The following is a 20,907-nucleotide window of genomic DNA, read 5'->3' on the forward strand; positions in this document are numbered from 1 at the left end:
TGTTTTGACCCTGCACAGGTGCGACACTATATAGGCGGCACCGCGAGCAAAAGGCAGTAACGTGATCCGTTTCATTCTTTCGATTTTCGGGGCGATATTCAGCCTCGTGACCCTGGGTATTTTTATGGCTGCGCTGGTTATCGGCGCGGTGTTCTGGATGTATGGGCGCGACCTGCCCAGTCACGAATCCCTGGCGCAGTACAAACCGCCCACGATCAGCCGGATTTATTCTGGCGAGGGTCAGCTGATCGACGAATTTGCGCAGGAACGCCGTCTGTTCACCCCGTCAGAAGAAATCCCTGAACTGGTTAAGCAGGCCTTTATTTCGGCCGAAGACAAGAATTTCTATAACCATAAGGGCTATGATCCGCGCGGGATTATTGCCGCTGGTGTCGAGGCAGTGAAATCCAAAGGCGAGAATGTACGGGGTGCATCGACGATCACACAGCAGGTAATGAAGAACTTCCTGTTGTCGGGGGACCGTCGGGCCGAGCGCAAGATCAAAGAGATCATCCTGGCCACACGGCTTGAGAATACGCTGGATAAGGAACAGATCCTAGAACTGTACATGAACGAGATTTTTCTGGGCCAGAACTCGTATGGTGTAACCGCAGCAGCGCAAACCTATTTCAACAAGACCCTTCAGGAATTGGCTCCGCATGAGGCCGCCACTTTGGCGGCTATGCCCAAGGCGCCGTCGGATTATCACCCGGTTCGGCAGAAAGAACGCCTTGTGAACCGGCGCAATTACGTGCTGCGCGAGATGAACCAAAACGGTTATATCGACACGGCGACCTATGAGGCCGAGGTCGAGATGCCTTTGCGGTCTGTTCAGAATGGTGATTTCGAAAGTTTCCGCACCGCCTTGCCGCCGCGGGATTACTTCACCGACGAAATCCGCCGCCAGCTGAGCGAAGATTTCGGCGAGGGCGAGTTCTTCACAGGTGGTTTTACTGTCCGCGCCTCTGTGGATGAGGAAATGCAAGTCAAAGCCGCGCACGCCCTGCGCGAGGCGCTGCAGAAATACGACCGGTCTCGTGGAAAATGGCACGGGACCGACGAAGTGATCGCCGAAGAAATACTGGCGGATGAGGTGCAGTGGCGTGAGGCCTTGGCGATTTTGGAAATCCCCCGTGATGTGGTTCTGCCAACGCAGTGGTATCCCGCCGTAGTACTGGATGTCGGTGAGCAGGCCCTGACCGTCGGCATTGAAAATGGTCCGGCTGACGGCATCATCCCGCGTTCGGACATCAAGTGGATGCAGGGCAGCTTCTTCGACAACTTCAAACGTGGTGACGTCATTCTGGTAATGGCCGGGGAAGAAGGCCAATGGTCGGCCCGTCAGGTCCCCGAGGTTCAGGGCGGCTTTGTTGCGATGGATGTGAACTCGGGCCGGGTTTTGGCGATGCAGGGCGGATTCTCGTATCAGGATTCTGTGTTCAACCGTGCCACGCAGGCGCAGCGTCAACCCGGGTCAAGCTTTAAGCCTTTCGTCTATGCCGCTGCGTTGGACAGCGGGTATAGCCCTGCGACCATTGTGGTCGACGCTCCGATCGAAGTGAACACACCGCAGGGCCTGTGGCGACCCAAGAATTCGACCAACAAATTCTACGGGCCGACGCCATTGCGTACCGGGATTGAACAGTCGCGGAACCTGATGACCATCCGTCTGGCGCAAGAAGTCACGATGCCGGTGGTTGCCGGATACGCGGAACGCTTTGGCGTTTATGACCGGATGGGTGCTTTCCTGGCCAACTCGCTGGGGTCCGAAGAGACGACGCTGTACAAGATGGTTGCGGCCTATGCGATGTTCGCAAATGGCGGCGAGCGGGTTGAACCCACTCTGGTTGACCGTATTCAGGATCGGTTCGGCAAGACAATCTATCGCCACGATGACCGCCAGTGCCTGGATTGTAATTCGGCCTGGCTGGAACCTGATGAATCCCCCACGATCGAGACAAACCGCAGTCAGGTCATGGATGCGATCACCGCTTATCAGCTGACGTCGATGATGAAAGGTGTCGTGGATCGTGGGACGGCATCCCGTGTTGTCAATCTGCCGGTGCCGACCGCAGGTAAGACCGGGACAACCAATGAATCCAAAGACGCCTGGTTTATCGGCTTTACTTCGAACATCGTTGCTGGCTGCTATATCGGCTACGACCGTCCGCGCCCGATGGGCCGGGGCGCTTATGGCGGCACTTTGTGCGGTCCCGTGTTCCAAAGCTTCATGGAGACAGCTGTCGAGAAATACGGCGGAGGTCCGTTCGAGGTGCCACCGGGTGGTCACTTTATCAAAATTGACCGATTCAGCGGTGCACGTTTGCCATCTGATGCGTCCGGAGATTTTGTCGTGGCCGAGTATTTCCGCGATGGCGCCGACGGCTTTATCGACCGCATCTATGACGGTGGTTTTGCGATGGGTTCCGACCTGCCGCTGTTTGAAGAGGTCAACAGTTCGGGTCGTCAGGTGACCACGTCGACCGGCGACACCATCACCGTTGGCCCAAATGCCAGCCAGGGCGATTTGCAGGGCGGCGGGCTTTACTGATCCGCCGCGCGCAACAAACGGTTCAAGAGCGTTGCCTCGGGCGCTGTTGAAACTGTCCCGTGGCCGCGCCACATGATGGATAGCGCACCTTTTGCAGCGGCCCATTGGGCAAGACGTTTCCGCGACACACCTAACGCTCCGGAGTAAAGCTGGAGGCAACGTTCGATCTGGTCGCGGCTGCGAACCAGATCGGGCATGCCTTTGGGGTGCCGCAATGCGTTTGCAAGTTCAAAAGCAGGATCGGCCAGATACCCCTTTGCATCAATTACGCGTGCCCCTGAAGGCGTTTGAATTACGTTATCGGTGTGAAGGTCACCATGCAGCGGCACCACCTGCGGTTGGCTCGTCAGAAGGTTTGATGCCAGTTCCGTTGCGCGGATCACATCGCGTTGTAGCGCATCGGGGCAATCGCGGGCAAACGTGCAGTCAAACAGGGGAGTGAATACCTCGTGCAAAGGTCGCAGCTCGTCGAACGCAACCGTGGGCTTTTGGTGAAGGCGGTGGGCCATCTCCGAGAAAACCTGCAGCGCGCTTTCAGTGTTTCCGTCACGCGCGATGTCACCCAGTGTCGGACCCTCCAACCACTCCATCAATACGGCTTTGCCCGCTTCGGCATAAATGGCAACCGCGCCACGATCCCGCCAGAGCGACAAACGCCTGGTCGAAGCAGCTTCGTTCCCGCGATCTGCGCGGTGGTATAGCTTTAGCGCAGCCGGCCCATAATCCCGCGCGTGAACTCTCCAGACTAACGCATGCTGGGCTTCGGCGATCAGTGTGGCACGGCATAATCCCCAGCAATCCATGATATCAGCCGGAACAATATGCATTCAGGTCTCCGCTGTCTTGTGGTGGCCCCACGCTCTTGCTATCACGCAGGCCTGATTGAGCAAGTTGGGACGTAACCATGCGCGCCGAAACCCAGAATACCGTGGCGGAAATTGAAAAGTCGCTAGAGCTGCTGGCGCAGCGCATGGACTATGAAACCGCACCCCATCGCCTTGAGGAATTCAATGCCCGGGTTGAGGATCCAAACCTGTGGGACAACCCCGAGAATGCGCAGAAACTGATGCGCGAGCGGCAGATGCTGGTCGATGCTATTGAAATCTATGAATCCATCAAAACCGACCTCAGCGACAATATGGAATTGATCGAACTGGGCGAGATGGAAGAGGACGAAGAAGTCGTCACCGACGCCGAAGAGGCAATCAGAAAGCTGAAGGCCAAGGCCGCCAAGAAAGAGCTTGAGGCGCTGCTGGACGGAGAGGCCGACGGCAACGACACCTTCCTCGAGATCAATTCGGGCGCAGGCGGCACCGAAAGCTGCGACTGGGCTTCGATGCTGGCGCGGATGTATGTCCGCTGGGCCGAGAAAAAGGGCTATACGGTCGAGTTGCAATCCGAGACCTCGGGCGAAGAGGCGGGTATTAAATCCGCGGCGTACAAAATTTCTGGCCACAACGCCTATGGCTGGCTGAAATCGGAAAGCGGCGTGCATCGGCTGGTGCGAATTTCACCTTATGACTCGGCGGCCAAACGGCATACATCGTTCAGTTCGGTCTGGGTTTACCCGGTGGTGGACGACAATATCGAGATCGAGGTCAACCCGTCCGAGATTCGCATCGACACCTACCGGTCCTCGGGGGCAGGAGGCCAGCACGTGAACACCACGGACTCGGCCGTGCGGATCACGCATATCCCGACCGGGATCGTTGTTACATCATCCGTGAAATCCCAGCACCAGAACCGTGATATTGCGATGAAAGCGCTGAAATCCCGCCTGTACCAGCAAGAGCTGGACCGCCGCAATGCTGACATCAATGCAGCCCACGAGGCAAAGGGCGATGCGGGCTGGGGCAACCAGATCCGGTCGTATGTTCTGCAGCCTTACCAGATGGTGAAGGACCTGAGGACCAACCATGAAACCTCGGATACCAAGGGGGTTTTGGATGGGGATCTTGACGGGTTCATGGCCGCCACACTGGCCTTGAACGTGGCCGGAAAAAGCCGCTCCGAAGCGCAGGGCGAAGGCTGATAGCAGCGCGTTCGATGCCCATGATGAAGCTGATCAAAGGACATTGGCAACTGATTGCGCTTGTCGCTTTGGTGTTTGTGTTCTGGTCTACGCCGATTGTGGTGCCTCTGAAGATACTCATCGTTTTCCTGCACGAGCTGTCGCACGCGATAACCGTCGTCCTAACCGGTGGTTCGGTCGAGAACTTCTCGGTCTCACCGCAGCAGGGTGGTCTTGTCACAGCGCGCGGCGGGAACAGGTTCCTCAGCCTGTCTGCCGGTTATCTCGGGTCGCTGGCGCTAGGGATGGGGTTGTTGCTGATTGCATTGCGCACGCATTGGGACCGGGCGGTGCTGGGTGGTTTTGGCGGCGTGATGCTGTTGGTAACAGCGCTTTATGTTCGCGATCCCTTTGCCATGGCGTTTTGTGGAGGTGTTGGGGCGGTAATGATCGGCATGGCGTTCTATCTAAGTCGGCCGATCTGTGATCTGGCTTTACGCGTGATCGGGCTGACCAGCGTGATCTATGTGCCTTATGATATCTTTGATGACACGATCCGGCGCTCGGGTGTCCGCTCGGATGCCTACATGCTGGCCCAAGAATTCGGCGGCACGACCATGATGTGGGGCGGGATCTGGCTTGTGTTAAGCGTCCTTTCCATCCTTTTGTGCGTAAAACACTTTCTTGGGCACGACAGCAATTTGCATTTTGGGTCTCGATCCAAGTGACCTCGGGTGGTCTTTGGTAAAAAGATGCATTCAAACTGAGGGTTTAAATGAGGATACGCTCCGGCTAGGCTGACCAAAAAGGTGGAGCCCAGGGATGGATCTAGGCCAAATAACAGCAGCCGAATTGTTGAGTGCATTGTCCTCTGGGCGTTTATCGGCGGCTGAGCTGATGCAACTGACGCTAGGGCGGATCGGCGCAGTGAACGAGCGCCTGAATGCAATCGTGGCGATGCGTGATCCTGATGATTTGATGGCCGAGGCCCGTGCTGTTGATGCCGGACCAAACCGTGGTCCGCTGCATGGTCTGCCGATTGCTGTCAAAGACTTGGTGAATGTTGCGGGCGTCGTTTCGTCCCAAGGATCACCAATCCTGAATGGGTTCATTCCGGAAACAGACGATCTGTTAGCCCAGCGGATGAAAGAGGCCGGGGCAATCCTGATCGGTAAAACCAATACCCCGGAGTTCGGGTTGGGCTCACATACGTTCAACCCAGTATATGGCGTGACATGCAATCCATATGACCCCGAGCGTACCTGCGGCGGTTCATCCGGTGGAGCAGCAGTCGCGCTGGCGTCTGGCATGGTGGCGCTGGCCGATGGGTCTGACATGATGGGCAGCCTGCGCAACCCTGCGGCATGGAACAACGTCTATGGCTTCAGGCCCAGTTGGGGGCGGGTGCCAAACGAACCCGACGGTGACGGGTACTTGCACCAGCTTTCTACATTGGGCCCGATGGCGCGGAGCCCCGAAGATATTGGTCTATTGCTTGATGTGATCAGCGGCACTCATCCGTCTCAACCTTTGGGTCATCCGGGGGAAAGCGTGTCTCCGGTCCAACCCGCTGATCTGACCGGAATGCGTATCGGGTGGTTGGATGACTGGGGCGGAGCCTTTCCATTCGAACCTGGTATCCGCGAGGTATGCTGTGACGCGCTCGAGGTGTTCACTCAACTCGGGGCCAAGGTCGAACCCCTCACACCGCCCTTTGACGCAGACCAGATGTGGAATAGCTGGATTACATTGCGTTCGTGGAGCGTGGCCGCCGGTCTTGCGTCTCTGACAGAACACCGCGCGTCACTGAAGGATACTGCGCAATGGGAACTGGACCGTGGTCTGGCGCTGACAGCGATGCAGGTCCATCGTGCCAGTGTTGTGCGAACCGAGTGGTTCCGACGTGCGACCGAAGTTTTCCAGGACTATGATGCGCTTATCCTGCCGTCGGCCCAGGTCTGGCCATTCGACTTGCAGCTTGCATTTCCCACCGAAATCAACGGCACCCGGATGGATACCTATCACCGTTGGATGCAGGTCGTGGTGCCGGTCAGCCTGATCGGACTGCCTTGCCTCTCGGTTCCTGTTGGATTTGGATCCGAAGGCTTGCCGATGGGGATGCAGATCTTCGGTCCGCGCGGAGCGGATTCTCGTATTTTGTCCATCGGATCCGCATATCATTCTGCCACCAGTTGGCCGCAAAAACGACCCGCGTGAAAATCGACCGGATACGAAGGATAAAAGCCATGGACAAACAGTTTGGTGTTCCGAACATGGGGCGGGTAGATGTCGAAATGCTGCACGAGGCCCTAAGGCGAGGCTGGAGCGATTTTCGCCGCGCTCCGCTCTTTGGGCTGCTCTTTTCCGGGTTCTATGTATTGATGGGCTGGCTGATGGTTTGGGTCACTCTCACGACCGGAACGACCTATTGGCTGATTTTGGCCGCAATCGGTTTCCCGATGCTGGGCCCCTTTGCCATGGTGGGGCTGTATGAGGTATCGCGGCGCATTCAAGAGGGTGAAGGTTTGGATTCTCGGGCCATATTTGGCGTAATCCTGGGTCAAAGCCGCCGTCAGTTACCTTCGATCTGCGCCATCATCGTTGTGATGTTTCTGTTCTGGTTCTTTCTTGGCCACATGATCTTTGCCCTTTTTATGGGGCTATCGACCATGACCAATGTGTCTTCGTCCCTTGAGGTGTTCCTTACATCAAACGGGTTGACGATGTTGGCGGTTGGAACAGCTGTTGGCGCGATTTTTGTGACCATCCTCTACATGATCACGGTGCTTTCAATTCCGATGCTTTTGGACCGAGAGCTGGATTTTGTGACCGCAATGATTGCCAGCTATAGCTATGTGGCCGCAAACCGCAGATTGATGCTGGGGTGGGGCGCGCTGATTGCGGTTCTGACGTTTGCCGCAATGATTCCCTGGTTTTTCGGCTTGTTGATCGTACTGCCGCTATTGGGGCACGCCAGTTGGCACCTTTACTGGCTGATCTCTCAGGGCGGGGAAAGTGCGGGTTAACACGGCAGGATCGTCGTCAAGCGCGGGCCATGGCTTCTGGTCGGCGTGCAATGCGCGCGGCGGCCAGGACTGTCGAGGTGTCGTCCCCTAGATGTCTGAGCAATATCCGCCGTGTCGTCGTTGCGGTAGCTGTAGTTTTTGACAGGCAAATTGCGACACCGCGCCAACAGTTTGTTTGATTTTCAATTCCACGTGTCACCAGATAGATCCTGCTTTTCTGAGACGCACGACAGGACATGAGCATATAAATCTGCCGCCCGGCACAGGCCACGATACCCTGGACTTCGCGCTCTGCGACTGATGCTCCGGGTGTCTCGGAAATTGGTTCAAACCCTCTAACCAAAGTACATTGCGGTAACCTCCGGGCGTGAAAAAGCCTGTGTCTCAGGGGTTTTGCTCCATCAAGCTCTGTCTCGGTCGCATAATAGAATCCGCCGGGAAACAGTATTTCAGTCAGGGTGGCTGGGGTGGACCCCAGAAACTCGGTCAGGGCGACCGCAGCCGGGTGCTTGGACGGTTGGTCAATCTGATCCAAGGGATGGAGCAAAATCCGAGCATCAACATCAAAAAAGCGGCATATTCGGTCAAGGACATCGGGTCGGGGAAAGCTTTCGCCGCCAAGATAGCGATTGAACTGAGTTCGGTTCACTCCAAGCTGGCGGCACAGTTCGGAAACTGAATTATATTGTCCAGCAAGAGTTCGCAGATTGGCGCCGAACATCCTGCGTAGGTCGTCGGGGCTGCGGCTGTCGTTCGTCATTTTCGTCCCGGTACTTGTGTGTATTCCGAATAACCGCGACACAACTGGCCAACAAACCAGGCGCTGTCTGAAATCGTACAGATGACCCAGCGGACGCATCCCAACGCCGCGCTACCCTTGAAGGCTAACGCGATGATGCACAGACGCAATAGGTTAATTCTGATTTAGCTTAAACTTTTTAGGCAAATGTGACGTTGATGTTCACGTTTGGCGTATTGTGATCTTGCAAATTGGGTATTGCCGATACCCCGCCGCCAACTGGATGCGCCGGCGGGGCAGTTTTGGTCAATCGCCGCGCAACAGGGCTGCAACGCCGGTTCGGGCGATTTCGATCAGACCCAGCGGGCGCATCAGATCGGCAAAGGCGTCGATCTTGTCAGGTGCGCCAGTGATCTCAAAAATGAACGAATTCAACGTGCTGTCCACGACATTGGCGCGAAAAATATCGGCCAGACGCAGCGCCTCGACCCGCTTGTCGCCGTCGCCGACCACCTTGATGATGGCCAATTCCCGCTCAACCGACGCGCCTTCGACCGTCAGATCATGCACGTCGCGCACCGATACGATCCGGCCCAGCTGTGCCTTGATCTGTTCGATCACCTGCGGGGTGCCGGTGGTGACGATGGTGATGCGGCTGAGGTGGCCGGTATGGTCCACCTCGGCGACGGTCAGGCTTTCGATGTTATAACCACGGCCCGAGAACAGGCCGATGACGCGGGCTAGAACCCCCGGTTCATTCTCGACCAGAACTGCGATGGTATGGCGTTCCTGTACGTCGGAAAACGTGGGTCGTAGGTTATAGGCCGAATGGCGGGTGGAGCCTTTTTTGATATGTAGGGCAGACATGCTGAGCTAGTCCTCTTCGTAGCGAAGGTTCGATACACCTTCGGCATTCTCCAGAATTTTCCAAATTGCGCCACGCAATGCATCCACCTTGGGGGCTGCGTGGTATTTCTTGAACATCTTTCTCACATGCTCGGTCTTTGGTGAGAACTGAACCAAATGGCCATCACCATAGTTTGAGCAGCCGAAAACCAGGGCAAACGGCTCGTCGTGATCAATTTCGTGATACCATCCCCAGTCCTCGGCACAGGCGAAGGAAACCTCAAACCCGGATGCGGCAAGCTCTTTACTCAGAAAGATGCTGAGTTCCTTGCCAAACACATCCGGATTGATGAAATCATCAGCTTCTTCGTTCAACTCGTCCGGGGTAGGCTGGAAGCGCGTTGCGTCAAAACTGATCATCTGCGCTGTCATACCAGAACCGAACCTTTGCTATCGATCACGCCCTGCGTCTCGGCCTCGCCCAGCAGCATCTCGTTATGGGCCTTGCCCGACGGGATCATGGGGAAGCAGTTCTCGTGCTTTTCGACCAGACAGTCGAAGATCACGGGGCCGTCATAGTTGATCATCTCCATGATCGCATCGTCCAGATCGGCGGGGTCAGAACACAAGATACCCTTGGCGCCAAACGCCTCGGCGAGCTTGACGAAATCAGGCAGCGCTTCGGACCAGGAATGCGAATACCGTTCGCCATGCAGCAGTTCCTGCCACTGGCGCACCATGCCCAAGCGTTCGTTGTTCAGGATGAACTGCTTTACCGGCAGACGATACTGCGTAGCGGTGCCCATTTCCTGCATGTTCATCAGCCACGAGGCCTCACCGGCCACGTTGATCACCAGCGCGTCGGGATGTGCCATCTGAACACCGATAGAGGCCGGGAATCCGTAACCCATCGTGCCCAGACCACCTGAGGTCATCCAGCGGTTGGGATCTTCGAAGCCAAGGTATTGTGCGGCCCACATCTGGTGTTGGCCAACCTCGGTCGTGATGTAACGGTCATGTTTTTTGGTCAGTTCTTCAAGGCGTTGCAGCGCGTATTGCGGTTTGATGGTCTTTTCGCTGTTGGTATAGGCAAGGCAGTTCACCTTGCGCCATTCGCCGATCTGTTCCTGCCATTTCGCAATAGCTGCGGTGTTGGTCTTGCGACCGCGCGATTTCCAGACCTTGAGGATGTCCTCAAGCACGTGGGCCACATCGCCAACAATCGGGATATCAACGCGGATCACCTTGTTGATCGAAGACGGGTCGATGTCGATATGCGCTTTTTTGGAATCGGGCGAGAACGCGTCGATCCGTCCAGTGATGCGGTCATCAAAACGAGCGCCAATATTGATCATCAGATCACAATCATGCATCGCCAGATTGGCCTCATACAACCCGTGCATGCCCAGCATGCCCAGCCAATTCCTGCCAGACGCCGGATAGGCGCCCAGGCCCATCAAGGTCGAAGTGATCGGGAAATCTGTTGCGTCTACCAGTTCCCGCAGCAACTGGCTGGCTGCCGGGCCCGAATTGATGACTCCACCGCCAGTGTAAAACACTGGCTTTTTCGCGGTCTCAATCGCAGCAACCAGCTCGGTGATCTCTTCCAGATCGCCTTTCAGAACCGGCTGATAATGCGAGGTCGAAGGCTTCGGCGCGCTATATTCGCCCGAGGCGAACTGAACGTCCTTGGGAATGTCGACAAGCACCGGGCCGGGGCGACCCGAGGTGGCGACATGGAATGCCTCGTGCATCGTGTCGGACAGCGAGTCCGTATCCTTGACCAGCCAGTTATGCTTGGTGCAGGGGCGGGTAATGCCAACGGTATCGGCCTCTTGGAACGCGTCCGAGCCGATCATGAAGGTCGGAACCTGTCCGGTCAGAACAACAATCGGGATCGAGTCCAGAAGCGCATCTGTCAGCCCGGTCACCGCATTGGTAGCGCCGGGGCCCGAGGTCACAAGCGCAACGCCGGGCTTGCCGGTCGAGCGGGCATAGCCTTCGGCGGCGTGAACCGCTCCTTGTTCGTGACGCACCAGAATGTGGCGAATGTCGTTTTGCAGAAAGATCTCGTCATAGATCGGTAGCACGGCGCCACCGGGGTATCCGAATACCGTGTCCACGCCCTGATCCTTGAGGGCCTGAACTACCATCTTTGCGCCGGTCATCTCACGTGTCATCTGCTTTGCTCCGTTCGCGACATGTGTCTTGCGTTTCGCATAAAAAAAGCCCCCGAGATTTTCGGAGGCGCATGGGTTCGATTATGGTTTACCGTTACCGGCCCATGCGCGTGGTTCCTACGATTACGACTAGCGTTCTCATCGCCAGAGGCTCCTTTTTGCGTGGGTTGGACATTATGGGCGGTGGAAAGGGGCGTCAACAGGCAATTGCACCAATTTTCTAACTTCTGGGTGGTATTTTGCGACATTTTATTGCGCATTTTGACGCATGTTCGGAACTTTCGGGATTTTCACCCCTTTGCAATGCTTTACGAGTGGCACGGAAGTGTCGAAATGCGTCATGCCGATGTCCGAAACGGGCATGATCGTGATTTTAGGCTGAGTCACGCTGGACTTAATTGCAGTGGCGAGGGAGGCCGAACATGTTGCAGGATCTGGTTGATCTCGGGCGATACCCGATAGACCGCCCCGGTTCATGGGCATATGAGCAGCTGATAGGTGATCTGAGGCGCGAGCTGGATCGGGACGGCTGTGCTGTTCTTCCAGGTTTCGTACACGAGGATGGCGTGGCGCGTTTGCTGAAAGAAGCTGATAAGACTGCCGTTGGAGCACATAGGTCATTTAGCCGAACGAATGCGTATTTCACCAAAGACGACCCGGCATTGGCGCCAAGCCATCCGGTGCGTCGATTCTATGATCGGTCGAATGCCTTTGTGCCGGCGGACAGTTTTTCCAAATCCGGACCGCTGCGACGTATATATGAGTTCGCTGGTTTTTTACCTTTCATTCGAACGGCATTGAACGAGTCCGAAGACCGGTTCTTTCGCTACGATGATCCTTTGGCTGATGTCATCATCAACGTGGTCGAAGAAGGGCAGGGGTTTCCCTGGCATTTTGACACCAACAACTACACCGTGACGCTGGCCATTCAGAATGGAGAATTCGGCGGTGAATTCGAATATGCCCCCAACCTACGAAGCGCCGATGATGAGAATTTCGCGGCCGTTTCTGCGGTTCTGGACGGTGATCGGACACCGGTGCACCAGTTGGTGTTGAACCCAGGGGATTTGCAGATTTTCAAAGGGCGCTATTCCTTGCACCGGGTCGCTCCCGTGAAAGGAGAGCGCAGACGATATGTCGGGATCTTTTCTTTTGTCGAAACCGAAGGCATGTGCGGTGGGGTGGAACGGACCCGTCAGTTATATGGGCGTGTTCTTCAGCATCACCATGACAAGGAAGGTGTCCGGCGCGACGCCCTTCTGGATTGACGGTAACTAAGAGTGCTATCGCCCGTTGCCCGCCTGCCTGCGGCGGCTAGGCCGAGCAGCGCGTGCCGCGCTACGGTCAGAACCCTGGGCTGGTGCCCTGTAGAACGCCATGCTCCAGCGCATAGCGGGTCAGGCCGGCAGTTGAGGATATGCCCAATTTTCGTTTGATGTTCTTGCGATGGGTTTCGACCGTTCGCACCGAGATATCAAGCGTTTGGGCGACTTCCTTGTTCGATTTCCCTTGTGCCAGCTCCAGCAAGATCGTCTGCTCGCGCCCGGTCAAAGCCTCGCGCGTTGTGTCGCCTTTGGGTTTGAGGGAACCGCTTGCGCCCGTGCACAAATATTGTTCACCCCGCATGACGGCGTCGATGGCCTTTTTGATTTCATCCGTTGGGACGTCCTTGAGCACGTACCCTTTTGCACCGTGGCTGAGAGCAGTCGAAATATATTCGGGGCTGTCATGCATGGACAGGATCAGAATGCAGGTGTCCGGTATGCGTTCAAGGATGATCTCGGTTGCGCTCAGGCCACTTAGCCCGGGCATGTTGAGGTCCATCAGGATGACGTCAGGCTTCAGATCGGCAACCTGATCAACCGCTTTCTTTCCGCTGCTGAGTGTCCCGACCACGGTGATGTCGTCATAGCTTTCGAGGATCGACTGGATCCCCTCGGCCACCATTGGATGATCGTCGACAATCAGGACCCGGATCGTCTGGTCGCTCATGTACCGGCCTTTCGGTTCGGAGTTGCGTCTTCCTGTGGCGGCAACAGGTGGCTGAGTGGCAGGCTGACCTCGATCACTGTGCCGCTGCGGTGGCCGCGTGATGACAGAATACGCAGCGATCCGTCAAGTTGCTCGATCCGTTCCTGCATATTGCGCAACCCAATCCCGGTACTGCCCCGACCCGGAGAGTTGCGCAAACCGCGGCCATTGTCGGTTATTCGCATGGTTGCGCCTTTCTTGTGCCCGCGCAGATCGATGGTGACATGGGTGGCTCCGGAATGGCGTTCGATATTGGTCAGGGCCTCTTGGGCGATGCGGTAGAGGGCGATCTTGCTATCCTGATCCAGCCGGTTGCGGAAAACAACGGTCGAGAAATCGGTCTCGATCCCGGTTCTCTCGCGGAAATCATCTGTCAGAGCCTCAAGCGCGGGGCCGAGGCCCAAATCGTCCAGCACGCCGGGGCGCAAGTCGCGACTGATGCGGCGGACCTCGCTGATGGCGGTTCCCAGATGCTCGATCCCCTTGTCCAGTGGATCATGCGCGCCCACATCATCGCCGCGCGACAGGCGACGGCGGGCGTTGTCCAACGCAAAGCGCACGCCCACAAGGATCTGACTGATCCCGTCATGAAGCTCGCGTGCCACACGGCCGCGCTCTTCCTCTTGCGCGTCGAATACCCGCTGGGTCAGCTGTTTAAGTTTGGCATCGGCCAGACGTCTTTCGCGGATGTTGAGCAACATGCCTGAGGCAAAGACAATCAGAACAGCGGCCAGAACAATGGCACCGATATACATGAAGGTACGCTGCACGCGCGCTTCAACCTCGGCCCGTGCGCTGGCAACTGCAGCAACGATGTCATCGATGAATACCCCGGTGCCCACGACCCAGCGCCAATCCTGAAGGCCGACGACATAGGCGATCATCTGCGCCTCTTCCCCGGTCGAGGGCTTTTGCCACATAAAGCTGTGCCAACCCGCACCCTGCCTGGCGAGGCGGATGAACTCATTCACCACCGGTGTGCCGTCGCTGTCGGTCAGACCCTCCCAATTTCGGTTGATGAACTCAGTCTGACGGGGGCTGACCAGATTGGTGCCGTCATAGTCATAGACGAAAAAGAACCCGTCCTGCCCATAGATCATGGCCGACAGGATTTGCGCGACCTGAGTTTTGGCGGCGGTGTCATCCGGAGCCGCGCGCCCGTAGATATAGGCAAACCCATTGCGCGCCTGAGTCACATAGTTGCGCAGCTCTTCCTTCTTGGCCTGAATCAAAGAGCGTTCCAGTGCTTCAATTTCGCGCTCGGCAGTGGCGCGCGCCTCATAGGCAACCATCACCGCAATCGCGGCCACCGCCACGACCAGCGGGATCGCCGCCACCAGCGACAGCTTTTGAGCATAGGTCAACGAGACCAGTTGTCGAAGTCTTTGCATGGACGAATCGATACGCAAGCCACAGCAGAATTGCAAAAAGATTGGGCCTCTGGCGGGAAAACGGCACCAAAAATCCCTGTATTGCTATGATTGGACCGTTATTGCCTGTGCAATTCGCGCAGAAAGCCGCGTTTCTACGCAGTAGTAGGTATTCCCTTTCACTTCCTTGTGACTAGTCTTGCCGCTGTTGAATACGACAGGCCCGGACAATCCGGGTCATGATTATGAAGGGGAGGATCACTCATATGGACCGTCGTTCATTTCTGAAAACATCCGCACTGGGCGGCTCGGCTGCTGCAGCGACCACGCTGGCGGCACCGGCCTATGCACAGGGCAAGCGCACGCTGACCATGGTCACATCCTGGGGCCGTGGCCTTGCAGGTGTGTTCGACAGCGCGCAGCGTTGCGCCGACAGCATCACCACCATGTCGGACGGCAACCTGAACGTTGAGATCAAAGCAGCCGGTGAGCTGGTTGGCGCGTTCGAAGTGTTTGACGCGGTATCATCCGGTCAGGCCGACATGTACCACGCGGCAGACTATTATTTTGTGGGTCAGCATCCGGGCTATGCATTCTTTACCGCTGTTCCGTTTGGTATGACCGCCCAGGAACTGGTGAACTGGTACTACCATGCCGGTGGTATGGAACTGCATGACGAGCTGGGCGAAATCTTTGGCCTGAAATCCTTCCTGGCTGGTAACACCGGTGCGCAGGCGGGTGGCTGGTACTCGAAAGAGATCAACAGCCCCGAAGATTTCAACGGCCTGAAGTTCCGCATGCCGGGGCTGGGCGGTAAAGCTCTGGGTAAACTGGGCGCATCCGTGCAGAACATTCCGGGCTCCGAAGTGTATCAGGCGCTGTCATCCGGCGCGATCGACGGAACCGAGTGGATCGGTCCGTGGGCTGACGAAAAAGCCGGTTTCCAGGAAATCACCAAGACATACTACACCGCGGGCTTCCATGAGCCGGGTGCGGGTCTTTCGCTGGCAACCAACCGCGAGGTCTATGACAGCCTGTCTGCCTCGCAGCAGAAGATCATCGAGATCGCCGCAGGTGAATGCCACCAGTGGAACCTGGCGCAATTCCTGGCCAACAACGGCGCGGCGCTGCAGCGTCTGCAGGCTGGTGGCGTCAAGGTCATGGAGTTCCCGGACAGCGTTTGGGACGCGTTTGGTGCCGCAAGCCAGGAAGTCCTGGACGAAAACATGGGCGACGAGCTGTTCAAGCGCATCCACGACAGCGCGATGGAATCCATGGCCGCGTCTTCGGCCTGGAACAATCTGTCGTCAGGTGTCTACACCTCGCAGCGCGACCGCGTTCGCGGCTAAGTCACTTCGATCTTTGAAATCGGTTCCCCCGCATGTCGGGGGAGCCTTTCCCGTTGCGCATCTGACGGTCGGACAAACTGTAACTCTCAAATGTGCAACTGACGCGACCTGGGGACAACATGCAGGACGAAAACGGTATCTCGTTCTTCGGCGCCCTGTGGAATGGACTGATATGGTTCATTCAGAGCATTGCCGAAGCCTTCATTAATTTCGGATACGCCATCACGCATCCGCAACTCTGGCTGGACTGGTCGGACAAAGAAGCAGTCATGCGCTTTGTCTATTACGGCGGGTCGGTCGAGTTCTTCTTTGTGGTTTTCACGCTGTTTCTGGTGTTGACGGCCATTGGTCTGTACTACCGCAACTTCATGTGGGCGATGGTGCGCGGGCTTGAAGGCTTTGCCAACACGACGGGGCGTTTCTTCGCCTGGGCAGGCCTCTTGATGGTGGTTCAGCAGATCATCATCGTGTTCATGCAGCGGGTCTTTACCCGCCCGGATATGTCCTTTGGGCTGGGTATCCCGTTTCAGATGGATATCAGCTGGTTCGCGGAAGAGCTGAAACTGTATAACGCCATGGTCGTGTGCCTGTGCTGCACCTACACCTTTGTACAGGGCGGCCATGTCCGCGTTGACCTGATCTATGCCGGCATCAGCCACCGCGCCAAACGTGTGGTCGACATGTGTGGTGCTGTACTGTTCATGATGCCGATGGCGGTGCTGACCTGGATGTATGGCTGGTACTTCATGTGGCGGCATCTGATCGTGCCGAAGCCCTCGGCCAGTGATACTTTGGACCGGCTGGTGGCCAAGTCCCGCGCGCTGCGCTGGAACGTGGAAACCATTGGGTTCAGCCCCAACGGATTCAACGGCTATTTCCTGTTCAAGATCCTACTGATCGCCTTCGCAGCGATGGTGTTCCTGCACGCGATTGCATTCCTGTACCGCTCGTATCTGGAATATGTGGAAGGCCCGGAAAGTGTTGGAAAATACCTCGACAAGGACAGCCTTGGCGAGGGTGAAGAAGCCTACGAAGGCGCGCATTAGGGACGGAGAACCAGACAATGCTATTCGGACTTGATGGCGTCGAGATAGGCCTCATTATCGTATTTTTCTGCCTCTTCGGAGGTATTCTATCCGGTTTTCCGGTGGCCTTCGCCATCGGCGGGGCAGGAGTGATCTCATTCGGCATCATCGCCGCATTGGACAGCGCAGGTTTGCTGATTCACCAGGCGATCGACACCGGCTCTGCGGCGTATCAGGATCTGGTCAGCACGGGGGTTAAACCCGATACCATATCAGTGTTCCGCTTCCCGGACTTACCAAGGATTGCCGAGCCTGTTTTTGTCTCGGGCTGGGAAACCGCTCTGGACCGCAACGTGTCGTTCATCGTGAACCGCATGAACGAGCGTGTTCTGGCCGGTCAGTCCATTGAAACCCTTCTGGCGGTTTTGATGTTCGTGCTGATGGGCATCACGCTTGAACGGTCGAAGATCGCCAATGATCTGCTGACCACAATGGCGCGCGTCTTTGGACCGTTGCCGGGTGGTCTGGCCGTTTCGATTGTGGTCGTGGGGGCGTTTCTTGCGGCCTCAACCGGGATCGTGGGCGCGACCGTTGTAACCATGGGCTTGCTGGCGCTGCCAACCATGCTGCGCAACAACTATTCGCCTGAATTGGCGACGGGTGTCATCGCGGCTTCGGGAACGCTGGGGCAGATCATTCCGCCCTCGATCGTGATTGTTTTGCTGGGAACTCTGGCCGGTGACTTGTATTCCACCGCGCAAGAAACGCGCGCGGTTGATGCCGGGTGTACAGACGCACTGACCTATCTAGGTCAGCCTGCGGTCGTATCGGTTGGTACTTTGTTCCAGGCCGCCTTGCTGCCAGGGATCATGCTGGCGCTGCTATATGCGCTTTATGCCTTTGGCTATGCGCTGCTCAACCCGCATAAGGCGCCTGCGGTGCCCATGACCGGCGGCAGCGGAGAGCCCATTACCCGTTCAGAAGGTTTCACCTGGTTGCTGGGTGCGCCTGTCGCGCTGATCGTGGGTACAGTTCTACTGGGCAATCTGGGGGTTATCGGCAGCCAGAACGTCTCGGTCTCGGCCTTCTCCGATATCGGGCAGGGCGCATCGCTGCGGACCAACGTTTCCGAAACCTGCAAAGCCTCGATGATCGAGCTGCATGGTCAATCCGCTTGGGATCAGGCCGTGGCCGAGCAAACGGCCATTGATGACGCAGGTGGTGCCGCAGAATCAACTCGTCTGACCGAGGAAGAGCTTGCCACCGCGCAGCAGGAGAAGATTGCCAACGCCGCTCCGATTGGAACGGGTGTTGCGGTGATGGTTCTGTTGCTGGGTCTGACCATTGTGATGGGTCGGGGCATTGCGCCGTCACGGTCGCCACAGCCGCTGATCCTTGGGGCCATTGGTCTGATCCTGATGTTGCTTGTCGATATTCTGTTCGTGTCGCCAACAACCTCGTCAGGGTTGACCTTTGTAATGCTGGCGTTGCCCTTTGCCTTGGCCATCTATGGCTGCAAAGAGGCTGCGGCGCGCTGTGCCACCAATGATCTGATCCGGGTGGTCTTTCCACCGCTGGTTCTGATCATCGCGGTGCTGGGGTCGATCCTGGGTGGGGTGACCAACCCAACACCGGCGGCGGCATTGGGCGCGGGTGGTGCGATCATGCTGGCGGCCTATCGCAAGCTGCAAGATCAGGAGCGGTCCGGCAAGGTCATCATCTGGGCCACCTTCGCCGTGGTCATTGCCCTGTTGATGGGGGTCAATTTTGATCTGCGCATCAATCAGAGCAGCGCCTCGGCCGAAACCTGGATTGCCTTCATCATAGCCTATGCGGCCTATCTGTATGCCCTGTTCGGTTTGCTGTTCGGCTGCTGGGTTCTGTATTCCAGCGGCGTGCTGACCCCGGTGGTGCGGGAAACCGCCAAGGTGACCTCAATGGTGTTCACCATTTTGATCGGGTCTCAGTTGCTGAACCTTGTGGTGATCTCGTTTGGCGGTGAGCATTATATCCAGCAGTTCCTCAAGAGCTTTGACAATGAATTCACGGTCTTCCTGATCGTGATGCTGGTGCTGTTCTTCCTTGGGTTCGTACTGGATTTCCTGGAAATCATCTACATCGTGATCCCGATTGTAGGCCCGGTAATCTATGGCGGGTCTTTTGATCCGAAATGGGTGACGATCATGGTGGCGGTGAACCTGCAGACCTCGTTCCTGACGCCACCTTTTGGATTTGCGCTGTTCTATCTGCGCGGGGTCGCGCCGAAAGAAGTGACCACCGGCCACATCTATCGTGGGATTGTACCGTTTGTGCTGATCCAGGTGGTCGGTATCGGAATCCTTTGGTTCTTCCCTGCGATTGTGACCATCGTGCCGGATCTGATCCCGAATTGATCAAAGATCAGGTGTTCAAATGAAAAGGGGGCCAGCGGGCCCCCTTTGCTTTGTTTGTCGGTAGAAGGGGCCAGCCCCTTCTTGGCCTGCGGTCAATTCAACCCCGAGGTATTTTTGGCCAGATGAAGATGCGGATCAGGTGAATTGGATCAGATCCCATCTGTTCCCGAACGGGTCCTGCCAGACTGCTACGGTCCCATAGGGTTCATGGCGCGGGGCTTCTTCGAAATGGACGCCTTTGGCCAGCATGTCCTTATAGTCGCGGTCGAAATTGTCTGTTTCCAGAAAGAAGCCGACCCGACCACCTGTCTGGTTGCCGATTGCGGTTCTCTGATCTGCATCGGCGGCCCTGGCGAGTAGAAGTGAGCCCTCGGTGGATCCGGGTGGGCTTACGCGGACCCATCTTTTTCCAGCGCCCAAGTCGATGTCCTGCGTCAGGGAAAAGCTGAGTGTATGCGTGAAAAAGGCGACGGCATCATCGTAATCCGGCACGACAAGCGTAACGGCGTGGAGGCTTTGTTGCATCAGGTTTCAGCCTTTGGTCGGGTGACGATCAGGCAGTTGGATGCTGGCAACCTGTTCGGCGATGGGGGCGGTGGACAGCGGGTGGTGGCCGTCATGTGCAATGTCATAGGGATCCTTGACCCGTTTCCATTCGCCCTGACTGTACACTTCCAGCCCTGCAAAGCGGGATTTGTATCCCATTTTCGGGCTGCCAGGCACCCAGTAGCCAAGATAAATATAGGGCAGACCCGCCTCGCGTGCGATGTCGATGTGATCCAAAATCATGTACGTGCCCAATGAATTCTGAGGCTGTTCCGGGCTATAGAATGAATAGACCATGCTCAGCCCGTCCTCGAGCACATCGGTAAGGCTGACAGCGATCAGATTGCCGGATTCCGGGTCGGAATATTCGACCACTCGGCTGCGTATGGGGGTCTCTTCGATCATGGCTGCAAATTCGAAGACGTCCATATCCGCCATGCCGCCATCCGCATGTCGGGTGTCAAGATAGGTGCGGAACAGGTCATACTGTTCGTCGGTAGCCCATGGGGAATTCGCCCGGCGTCGCAGATGTGAGTTCCGCCTGACCGCGCGTTTCTGGCTTTTGCTGGGTTGAAAGGCCGAAACGTCAATCCGCGCGGACAAACACGCGGCGCAATCGGTGCAGGAAGGGCGGTATAGGACGTTCTGAGACCGTCGAAACCCTTGCTGGGAAAGGGAGTCATTCAGTTGATTCGCGCCTTCGCCCTGCAGCGCTGTGAACAGCTTACGCTCCATCTTGCCCTCAAGATAAGGGCAAGGCTGAGGGGCCGTAACGTAGAATTGCGGCGCGATTGGCAGCGTGTGTCGCATGAATGTCCTATGGTTCCTGAAACGGGATGA

General features: G+C 56.8%; 18 protein-coding genes. 9 read left to right on the top strand and 9 right to left on the bottom strand.

Annotated features, from left to right (window positions below):
* Positions 1 to 61 precede the first annotated feature (61 nt).
* On the top strand, positions 62 to 2,551 hold the full coding sequence (locus AC2FJW_RS06735; protein WP_496701263.1) for a penicillin-binding protein 1A: 2,490 nt from the start codon (positions 62 to 64) through the stop codon (positions 2,549 to 2,551).
* Here the strand turns inward: AC2FJW_RS06735 and AC2FJW_RS06740 are convergent.
* Positions 2,545 to 3,378 carry an aminoglycoside phosphotransferase family protein gene (locus AC2FJW_RS06740; protein ID WP_496749571.1) on the bottom strand — a complete coding sequence of 278 codons (834 nt, stop codon included), beginning with the start codon at positions 3,376 to 3,378 and terminating at the stop codon, positions 2,545 to 2,547. The genes AC2FJW_RS06735 and AC2FJW_RS06740 overlap by 7 nt on opposite strands.
* A 77-nt stretch (positions 3,379 to 3,455) precedes the next feature.
* Between AC2FJW_RS06740 and prfB the strand changes: the two genes are divergently transcribed.
* From prfB to AC2FJW_RS06760, 4 genes are all read left to right on the top strand, one after another.
* Positions 3,456 to 4,583, top strand: coding sequence for a peptide chain release factor 2 (prfB, locus tag AC2FJW_RS06745; RefSeq protein ID WP_142633271.1), 1,128 nt, complete (start codon positions 3,456 to 3,458; stop codon positions 4,581 to 4,583).
* 14 nt (positions 4,584 to 4,597) lie between these two features.
* Positions 4,598 to 5,290 (top strand): M50 family metallopeptidase, encoded by a 693-nt coding sequence (locus tag AC2FJW_RS06750; RefSeq protein WP_496749572.1) that lies wholly within the window; start codon positions 4,598 to 4,600, stop codon positions 5,288 to 5,290.
* 94 nt (positions 5,291 to 5,384) lie between these two features.
* The gene (locus AC2FJW_RS06755) at positions 5,385 to 6,779 is read left to right on the top strand and encodes an amidase (protein ID WP_496749573.1); all 1,395 of its coding nucleotides are present in this window, start codon (positions 5,385 to 5,387) and stop codon (positions 6,777 to 6,779) included.
* A gap of 29 nt (positions 6,780 to 6,808) precedes the next feature.
* Positions 6,809 to 7,588, top strand: coding sequence for a DUF2189 domain-containing protein (locus tag AC2FJW_RS06760; RefSeq protein ID WP_496695758.1), 780 nt, complete (start codon positions 6,809 to 6,811; stop codon positions 7,586 to 7,588).
* 16 nt (positions 7,589 to 7,604) lie between these two features.
* Here AC2FJW_RS06760 and AC2FJW_RS06765 read toward each other — a convergent pair whose 3' ends face one another.
* The 4 genes from AC2FJW_RS06765 to AC2FJW_RS06780 form a co-directional block, all read right to left on the bottom strand.
* Positions 7,605 to 8,447, bottom strand: a complete 843-nt coding sequence (locus AC2FJW_RS06765) for a helix-turn-helix domain-containing protein (protein WP_496749574.1) — start codon at positions 8,445 to 8,447, stop codon at positions 7,605 to 7,607.
* A 186-nt stretch (positions 8,448 to 8,633) separates the two neighbouring features.
* Positions 8,634 to 9,194, bottom strand: a complete 561-nt coding sequence (gene ilvN, locus AC2FJW_RS06770; protein WP_142633282.1) for an acetolactate synthase small subunit — start codon at positions 9,192 to 9,194, stop codon at positions 8,634 to 8,636.
* A 6-nt stretch (positions 9,195 to 9,200) separates the two neighbouring features.
* Positions 9,201 to 9,593 carry a hypothetical protein gene (locus AC2FJW_RS06775; protein ID WP_496691088.1) on the bottom strand — a complete coding sequence of 131 codons (393 nt, stop codon included), beginning with the start codon at positions 9,591 to 9,593 and terminating at the stop codon, positions 9,201 to 9,203.
* An 8-nt stretch (positions 9,594 to 9,601) separates the two neighbouring features.
* A complete protein-coding gene (locus AC2FJW_RS06780; protein WP_496749575.1) occupies positions 9,602 to 11,353 on the bottom strand; it encodes an acetolactate synthase 3 large subunit in 1,752 nt (583 codons plus the stop codon).
* A gap of 422 nt (positions 11,354 to 11,775) precedes the next feature.
* Between AC2FJW_RS06780 and AC2FJW_RS06785 the strand changes: the two genes are divergently transcribed.
* Positions 11,776 to 12,621, top strand: a complete 846-nt coding sequence (locus tag AC2FJW_RS06785; protein ID WP_496688365.1) for a HalD/BesD family halogenase — start codon at positions 11,776 to 11,778, stop codon at positions 12,619 to 12,621.
* 76 nt (positions 12,622 to 12,697) lie between these two features.
* Here the strand turns inward: AC2FJW_RS06785 and AC2FJW_RS06790 are convergent, their stop codons facing one another.
* Positions 12,698 to 13,345, bottom strand: a complete 648-nt coding sequence (locus tag AC2FJW_RS06790) for a response regulator transcription factor (protein ID WP_142633290.1) — start codon at positions 13,343 to 13,345, stop codon at positions 12,698 to 12,700.
* Positions 13,342 to 14,775 carry a cache domain-containing protein gene (locus tag AC2FJW_RS06795; protein ID WP_142633292.1) on the bottom strand — a complete coding sequence of 478 codons (1,434 nt, stop codon included), beginning with the start codon at positions 14,773 to 14,775 and terminating at the stop codon, positions 13,342 to 13,344. Before AC2FJW_RS06795 ends, AC2FJW_RS06790 begins: the two co-directional genes overlap by 4 nt.
* A gap of 245 nt (positions 14,776 to 15,020) precedes the next feature.
* Between AC2FJW_RS06795 and AC2FJW_RS06800 the strand changes: the two genes are divergently transcribed.
* From AC2FJW_RS06800 to AC2FJW_RS06810, 3 genes are all read left to right on the top strand, one after another.
* A complete protein-coding gene (locus AC2FJW_RS06800) occupies positions 15,021 to 16,103 on the top strand; it encodes a TRAP transporter substrate-binding protein (RefSeq protein WP_142633295.1) in 1,083 nt (360 codons plus the stop codon).
* Between the two features lie 119 nt (positions 16,104 to 16,222).
* The gene (locus tag AC2FJW_RS06805) at positions 16,223 to 17,149 is read left to right on the top strand and encodes a TRAP transporter small permease subunit (protein WP_496691092.1); all 927 of its coding nucleotides are present in this window, start codon (positions 16,223 to 16,225) and stop codon (positions 17,147 to 17,149) included.
* Positions 17,150 to 17,166: 17 nt separating this feature from the next.
* Positions 17,167 to 19,521 (top strand): TRAP transporter large permease, encoded by a 2,355-nt coding sequence (locus AC2FJW_RS06810; RefSeq protein WP_271947524.1) that lies wholly within the window; start codon positions 17,167 to 17,169, stop codon positions 19,519 to 19,521.
* A 135-nt stretch (positions 19,522 to 19,656) separates the two neighbouring features.
* Here the strand turns inward: AC2FJW_RS06810 and AC2FJW_RS06815 are convergent, their stop codons facing one another.
* Positions 19,657 to 20,046, bottom strand: a complete 390-nt coding sequence (locus AC2FJW_RS06815; RefSeq protein ID WP_496749576.1) for a VOC family protein — start codon at positions 20,044 to 20,046, stop codon at positions 19,657 to 19,659.
* A 6-nt stretch (positions 20,047 to 20,052) separates the two neighbouring features.
* A complete protein-coding gene (locus AC2FJW_RS06820) occupies positions 20,053 to 20,877 on the bottom strand; it encodes an arginyltransferase (protein WP_496749578.1) in 825 nt (274 codons plus the stop codon).
* Between the last annotated feature and the right edge of the window lie 30 nt (positions 20,878 to 20,907).

The sequence above is a fragment of the Ruegeria sp. CDSA020 genome (assembly GCF_059612345.1).

Coding starts and splice junctions, on each gene's coding strand:
- AC2FJW_RS06740 (WP_496749571.1), bottom strand. CDS start 3,378: ATGCATATTGTTCCGGCTGATATCATGGATTGCTGGGGATTATGCCGT.
- prfB (WP_142633271.1), top strand. CDS start 3,456: ATGCGCGCCGAAACCCAGAATACCGTGGCGGAAATTGAAAAGTCGCTA.
- AC2FJW_RS06750 (WP_496749572.1), top strand. CDS start 4,598: ATGCCCATGATGAAGCTGATCAAAGGACATTGGCAACTGATTGCGCTT.
- AC2FJW_RS06755 (WP_496749573.1), top strand. CDS start 5,385: ATGGATCTAGGCCAAATAACAGCAGCCGAATTGTTGAGTGCATTGTCC.
- AC2FJW_RS06760 (WP_496695758.1), top strand. CDS start 6,809: ATGGACAAACAGTTTGGTGTTCCGAACATGGGGCGGGTAGATGTCGAA.
- AC2FJW_RS06765 (WP_496749574.1), bottom strand. CDS start 8,447: ATGCGTCCGCTGGGTCATCTGTACGATTTCAGACAGCGCCTGGTTTGT.
- ilvN (WP_142633282.1), bottom strand. CDS start 9,194: ATGTCTGCCCTACATATCAAAAAAGGCTCCACCCGCCATTCGGCCTAT.
- AC2FJW_RS06775 (WP_496691088.1), bottom strand. CDS start 9,593: ATGATCAGTTTTGACGCAACGCGCTTCCAGCCTACCCCGGACGAGTTG.
- AC2FJW_RS06780 (WP_496749575.1), bottom strand. CDS start 11,353: ATGACACGTGAGATGACCGGCGCAAAGATGGTAGTTCAGGCCCTCAAG.
- AC2FJW_RS06785 (WP_496688365.1), top strand. CDS start 11,776: ATGTTGCAGGATCTGGTTGATCTCGGGCGATACCCGATAGACCGCCCC.
- AC2FJW_RS06790 (WP_142633290.1), bottom strand. CDS start 13,345: ATGAGCGACCAGACGATCCGGGTCCTGATTGTCGACGATCATCCAATG.
- AC2FJW_RS06795 (WP_142633292.1), bottom strand. CDS start 14,775: ATGCAAAGACTTCGACAACTGGTCTCGTTGACCTATGCTCAAAAGCTG.
- AC2FJW_RS06800 (WP_142633295.1), top strand. CDS start 15,021: ATGGACCGTCGTTCATTTCTGAAAACATCCGCACTGGGCGGCTCGGCT.
- AC2FJW_RS06805 (WP_496691092.1), top strand. CDS start 16,223: ATGCAGGACGAAAACGGTATCTCGTTCTTCGGCGCCCTGTGGAATGGA.
- AC2FJW_RS06810 (WP_271947524.1), top strand. CDS start 17,167: ATGCTATTCGGACTTGATGGCGTCGAGATAGGCCTCATTATCGTATTT.
- AC2FJW_RS06815 (WP_496749576.1), bottom strand. CDS start 20,046: ATGCAACAAAGCCTCCACGCCGTTACGCTTGTCGTGCCGGATTACGAT.
- AC2FJW_RS06820 (WP_496749578.1), bottom strand. CDS start 20,877: ATGCGACACACGCTGCCAATCGCGCCGCAATTCTACGTTACGGCCCCT.